The organism is Sphingosinicella sp. (assembly GCF_052388015.1).
In the GTDB taxonomy this organism is placed as follows: Bacteria; Pseudomonadota; Alphaproteobacteria; order Sphingomonadales; family Sphingomonadaceae; genus Allosphingosinicella.
Genome location: NZ_JBQTIN010000077.1, coordinates 1 through 5,814, shown reverse-complemented (window position 1 = coordinate 5,814; position 5,814 = coordinate 1). Strand labels below are relative to the sequence as shown.

The 5,814-nt window shown below is 66.8% G+C and carries 6 protein-coding genes; all 6 read left to right on the top strand.

The window, feature by feature from the left end:
* Positions 1-909, top strand: a 909-nt coding sequence (locus tag ACT4N3_RS06565) for a transketolase-like TK C-terminal-containing protein (RefSeq protein WP_444854408.1), incomplete at its 5' end; no start/stop codon positions are given.
* A complete protein-coding gene (gene gap, locus ACT4N3_RS06560; protein ID WP_444854407.1) occupies positions 906-1,913 on the top strand; it encodes a type I glyceraldehyde-3-phosphate dehydrogenase in 1,008 nt (335 codons plus the stop codon). The genes ACT4N3_RS06565 and gap, both read left to right, overlap by 4 nt.
* 109 nt (positions 1,914-2,022) lie before the next feature.
* Positions 2,023-3,222, top strand: coding sequence for a phosphoglycerate kinase (locus tag ACT4N3_RS06555; RefSeq protein ID WP_444854406.1), 1,200 nt, complete (start codon positions 2,023-2,025; stop codon positions 3,220-3,222).
* A gap of 30 nt (positions 3,223-3,252) precedes the next feature.
* On the top strand, positions 3,253-4,146 hold the full coding sequence (locus ACT4N3_RS06550) for a fructose bisphosphate aldolase (RefSeq protein ID WP_444854405.1): 894 nt from the start codon (positions 3,253-3,255) through the stop codon (positions 4,144-4,146).
* A 102-nt stretch (positions 4,147-4,248) separates the two neighbouring features.
* A complete protein-coding gene (locus tag ACT4N3_RS06545) occupies positions 4,249-5,277 on the top strand; it encodes a hypothetical protein (protein WP_444854404.1) in 1,029 nt (342 codons plus the stop codon).
* 80 nt (positions 5,278-5,357) lie between these two features.
* On the top strand, positions 5,358-5,814 hold a 457-nt coding region (locus ACT4N3_RS06540; protein WP_444854409.1), incomplete at its 3' end, for a thiamine phosphate synthase.

Genomic DNA, 5,814 nt, shown 5'->3' with positions numbered 1-5,814 from the left:
ATGGCGCTGGGCGCGATCAACGCGCAATTGCCCGAGACGATCGGCGGATCGGCCGACCTCACTGGTTCGAACAATACCAAAACAAAGGATCAGAACCCGCTCACCAGGAACGATTATTCGGGTCGCTACATCTACTATGGCATTCGCGAGTTCGGGATGGCGGCGGCGATGAACGGGATGGCGCTGCACGGTGGCGTGATCCCTTATGGCGGCACCTTCCTGATCTTCTCCGATTATGCCCGGCCGGCGATCCGGCTGTCGGCGCTCCAGCAGATTCGAGTCGTCTATGTGATGACCCACGATTCGATCGGCCTTGGCGAGGACGGGCCGACCCATCAGCCGATCGAGCAGCTCACCGGCCTGCGCGCGATGCCGAACCTCGACGTCTACCGCCCGGCCGATGCGGTCGAGACCGCGGAATGCTGGGAGCTCGCGCTGCGCAAGAAAGATGGGCCGTCGCTGCTGGCGCTCACCCGGCAGAATCTGCCGCCGCTCCGGCTGAAGGCGCTGGACGAGAATCTCTGCGCGCGGGGCGCCTATCGGCTGCGGCGCGCAATCAAGGGGCGGCGGGTCGTGCTGCTCGCGACGGGATCGGAGGTCGCGCTGGCGATCGAGGTCGCCGAGGCGCTGGAAGATCATGCGATCGGCTCGGACGTCGTTTCCATGCCCTGCTGGGAGCGGTTCGAGGCGCAGGATGAGGCTTACCGCGCCGACCTGCTGCCGCCGGGCGTGCTGATCGTCTCGATCGAGGCGGGCGCGACCCTGGGCTGGGAGCGCTATGCCAGCCTCAATATCGGCCTCGACCGCTTCGGCGCTTCGGCCCCGGCCGAGGATTTGTTCAACCGCTTCGGCTTCTCGGTCGAGGCGATCGTGCCACGGATATTGAATGCATTGGGAGTGAAGGAATGACCAAAGTTGCGATCAATGGCTTCGGGCGGATTGGCCGCCTCGTCGCGCGGGCGATCCTCGCCAAGCCGGAGAGCGGGCTGGAGCTGGTCGCGATCAACGATCTCGCCGACGCGGAGTCGAACGCTTTGCTGTTCAAGCGCGACAGCGTCCACGGCCCCTATCCGGGCGAGGTTCGGGCCGACGGCAACGATCTGATCGTCGACGGCAAGCGGATCAAGGTGACGGCCGAGAAGGACCCGGCGAACCTGCCGCACGCGGAGAACGGGGTCGATATCGCGCTGGAGTGCACCGGCTTCTTCGCGGATCGGGAGAGCGCCCGGAAGCACCTCGACGCCGGCGCCAAACGGGTGCTGATCTCCGCGCCTGCAAAGGGCGTCGATCTCACGGTGGTCTACGGCGTCAACCACGACAAGCTGACCGCCGAGCACACAATCGTCTCGAACGCCTCCTGCACAACGAACTGCCTCGCGCCGGTCGCGAAGGTGATGAACGACGTGATCGGGATCGAGCGCGGCCTGATGACGACGGTCCACGCTTACACCAACGACCAGAAGATCCTCGATCAGATCCATAGCGACAAGCGCCGCGCCCGCGCCGCCGCGATGTCGATGATCCCGACCACCACCGGCGCCGCCCGCGCCGTCGCCGAGGTGCTGCCGGAGCTGAAGGGCAAGCTGGATGGCTCGGCGATCCGCGTGCCGACGCCGAATGTCAGCCTGGTCGATCTCACCTTCACGCCGAAGCGCGACACCTCGGTCGAGGAAGTGAACAGCGCGCTGAAGGCGGCGTCCGAGAGCGGGCCGCTGGCGAGCGTGCTCGACTATACCGACGAGCCTCTGGTCTCGATCGATTTCAACCACAATCCGGCCAGCTCGACCGTCGACAGCCTCGAAACGGCGGTGCTGGAGGGCAGATTGGTCCGCGTCGTTTCCTGGTACGACAATGAATGGGGTTTCTCGAACCGCATGGTCGACACCGCAGCGGCGATGGCGAGGCTGATTTGATGTCATGATGTCATTCCGCGCCGTCCCCTTTTTCCGTCATGCCAGCGGAAGCTGGCATCCATACGGAGTCAGCATGGACCCCAGCTTTCGCTGGGGTGACGGAAGTTAGGTGACCGGATTCCGGACCCTTGACGATCTCGGCGACGTTCGTGGCAAGCGCGCGCTGGTCCGTGTCGACCTCAACGTGCCGATGCAGGATGGGGCGGTCAGCGACGACACGCGCTTCGTGGCGACGCTGCCGACCGTGACCGAGCTCGCCGACAAGGGCGCGATCGTCCTGCTGCTCGCCCATTTCGGCCGGCCCAAGGGCGCAAAGCGGCCGGACATGTCTCTGTCGCTGATCACCCAGGCCTATGCCGGAATGCTTGGCCGCTCGGTCCAGTTCGTGCCGGAGAGCGAGGGAGAGGGCGTCGCGGCGGCGATCCGCGTGCTGCGGCCCGGCGACGTCGCGATCCTGGAAAATACCCGCTTCTACCCCGGCGAGGAGGAGAACGATCCCGCGCTGGCCGCCTCTATGGCGGCGAACGGCGATTTCTACATCAACGACGCTTTCTCCGCCGCCCATCGCGCCCATGCCTCGACCGAGGCTCTCGCCCATCTGCTGCCCGCTTATGCCGGGCGGGCGATGGAGAAGGAGCTCAACGCGCTGGCGGCGGCGCTCGGCAGCCCGGAGCGGCCGGTCGCGGCGGTGGTCGGCGGGGCGAAGGTCTCGACCAAGCTCGACGTGCTGAAGCATCTGGTCGGCAAGGTCGATCATCTGATCATCGGTGGCGGCATGGCGAACACCTTCCTCGCCGCGCGCGGCGTCGCGATCGGCAAGAGCCTCGCCGAGCGCGATTTGACCGGGACGGCGGACGAGATCCTCGACGCCGCCGAAAAAGCGAATTGCACCGTGCATCTGCCCTATGACGTGGTGGTGGCCAAGGAGTTCGCGGCCAACCCGCCGAGTCTTCGCACCTGCAACGTCCATGAGGTCGCCGGGGACGAGATGATCCTCGATATCGGCCCGGCGGCGGTCGAGGCGCTGGCCGACGTGCTCAAGACCTGCCGCACTCTGGTCTGGAACGGGCCGCTGGGCGCGTTCGAGACGCCGCCCTTCGACGCGGCCACCGTCGCGCTCGCCCGCACCGCCGCGGCGCTGACCCAGGAGGGCAGCCTGATTTCGATCGCCGGCGGCGGCGACACCGTCGCGGCGCTCAACCAGGCCGGCGTGGCCGATGATTTCACTTTCGTCTCCACCGCTGGCGGCGCCTTCCTCGAATGGATGGAAGGCAAGGCGCTGCCGGGCGTTGCCGCGCTGATGCGCTGAACCCGATCACGATCCCAAGAGGAACCGAAGATGCAAGATTCCGAGATGATGGCGAAGATGGCAGGCGGGAAGGGCTTCATCGCCGCGCTCGATCAGAGCGGCGGCTCAACGCCCAGGGCGCTGAAAGGCTACGGGATCGGGGTAAGCGCTTATTCGAACGACGAGGAGATGTTCGGCCTCATTCACGAGATGCGCAGCCGGATCATCACCTCGCCCGCCTTCACCGGCGACAAGGTGATCGGCGCGATCCTGTTCGAGCGGACGATGGACGGCACGATCGACGGCCAGCCGGTGCCGGCGGTGCTGAAGGCGCGCGGCGTCGTCCCCTTCATCAAGATCGACAAGGGGCTGGAGGGCGAGGCAGAAGGCGTCCAGCTGATGAAGCCGATGCCGGAGCTGGGCGCGCTGCTCAGCCGCGCCAGGGGCCTCGGCGTGTTTGGCACCAAGGAGCGCTCGGTGATCAACCTCGCCAACCGCGCGGGCATCGCCGGGGTCGTCGACCAGCAGTTCGAGGTGGCGAAGCAGGTGCTCGCCGCCGGCCTCGTCCCGATCATCGAACCGGAGGTGAACATCAAGAGCCCGGAGCGGGCCGAGGCCGACCAGATCCTGCTCGAGGAGCTGACCCGCGCGCTCGGCGACATCCTCGGCGAAGCCAAGGTGATGCTGAAACTCTCGCTGCCCGTGCAGCCCGGCCTGTTCGACAGCCTCGTCGATCATCCGCGCGTGCTGCGCGTGGTCGCCCTCTCCGGCGGCTACAACCGGCCGGAGGCCTGCGCCGAGCTGGCAAAGAACCGCGGCGTTATCGCCAGCTTTTCGCGCGCTTTGCTGGAGGATCTGCGCCATTCAATGAGCGATCAGGAGTTCGACCGGGCACTCGGCGCGGCGATCGACGACATCTATCAGGGCTCGACCGTCAAGGCGTGAGGCAGGCCCGCCGCGGCCTGCTTCTCGACAACGCGCTCGACACGGCTAACCCTGCGGTCATGGGCGACGAATCGGGCGCGCGTCCATTGCCGGGGGGCGAATATGCGTTTAATTCTGCTTATCGCCGCTGCGTTCATTTTCACGTCGCCGGCGCTGTCGCGCTCGACCATGACGGCCCAGCCGCCATCGGCCGAGCGACTGGACACCGACCTGGCGAGCTATGGCCGGTTCCTGGGCGAGATCGCGCGCATCCAGCAGCCCGTGCAGCAACAGCTCTCCCGGTTACAGGGCGAGTGGCGGGCAGCGACGCAGCAGGGCGATCCTCGCATCGCGAGCGAGAGGTTCCGTCCGGTCATCGCGCGCGCCCTTGCCGTTATCGCCGAGGCCAATTCCGCCTTTCGTTCGCTCCAGGCGCCGGACCTGGCGCCGCTTGACCTCCCCGAGGACATCCGGCCGGCCGAGCTCGTCCGTCAAATGATCAGGACGAACGAGCAGGCGGCCAATGTGATCGAGGGCTACCAGCCGCTGCTCGACGCCATGATTCGCAACGACGCGGCGGCGGCAGGCGTCGCGGCCAACGGGTTGATCAGCGGCGTCCGGCTGCTTCTGGAATCGCAGATCCTGCTTACGAGAGCGGCAATGGCGACGACGCCGCGTGAGGAAAGCTCCTGGGAGATGCAGAATGTGGAGCTGGTCTTCTACCGTTCGGCGGTGCGCACGCTCTCGGCCTGGCCGCGAAGCGGCGGCTCTCCGACCGACCCCACGCTGGCCAGCGATCTGCGCGCGATGGCGGATGAGCTGGAACGGACGGCCGAGGAGGGAACCGCCAAGCTGGAGCGCGAAATGGCCGATTTTTCCGCCCAGATACCGGAGCTGGAGCGCGGCAATGATGCCGCCAGTGCTTCGATCTTGCGGCGAACCATGGCGGCGCTGTCGGTCGACAGGGAAATTTTCGTCGTGGCGCGTGATCTCGCGGCCGTCCTGCGAAGAGGGGCCGACTCAATCGGCCCAACCATCTCGCTCGCGGACCTGACGCGGCTGTTTAGTCACGCCCAGACCTTCCGCGCGAGATTCGACGACATCATCCGCCGCGAGGCGGCGGCGGTCGCGGAGTTGGCGCCGTCAAATTGAGCGCTTTTTTTTTGCGGTCGCTGGCGATCGCCGCCGGAGACACGCTTCCTTGGCGAATATTGAACCGCTACGGCGACGCGATGCCGAGCGAAGAGACACTCTCCCAGCCGGAAGCCGCGCCGGCCATCGGCCGTGCCGGACCAACTCCGCTTTGCCAGCTCTATCTGATCTCGCCGCTCGACGTGGGCGGCGATTTTGCGGAGCGGTTGCGGGCGGCGCTGGGCGCCGGGCCGGTCGCCGCGTTCCAGTTCCGGATGAAGGGCGTCGACCAGCATGACGCGGCGCGGCTCGCCGAGCCGTTGCAGCGCATCTGCGCCGAGCAAAACGTTGCGTTCATCGTCAATGACGACATGGCGTTGGCCAAGCGGCTCGGTGCGGACGGCGTGCATCTGGGGCAGAGCGACGGCGATCCGCGCGAGGCGCGGCGGCTCCTGGGCCCCGGCGCGCAGATCGGTGTCACCTGCCACGACAGCCGGCATCTGGCGATGGAGGCCGGGGAGGCCGGGGCGGACTATGTCGCCTTCGGCGCCTTCTACC

Coding starts and splice junctions, on each gene's coding strand:
- ACT4N3_RS06545 (WP_444854404.1), top strand. CDS start 4,249: ATGCGTTTAATTCTGCTTATCGCCGCTGCGTTCATTTTCACGTCGCCG.
- ACT4N3_RS06550 (WP_444854405.1), top strand. CDS start 3,253: ATGCAAGATTCCGAGATGATGGCGAAGATGGCAGGCGGGAAGGGCTTC.
- gap (WP_444854407.1), top strand. CDS start 906: ATGACCAAAGTTGCGATCAATGGCTTCGGGCGGATTGGCCGCCTCGTC.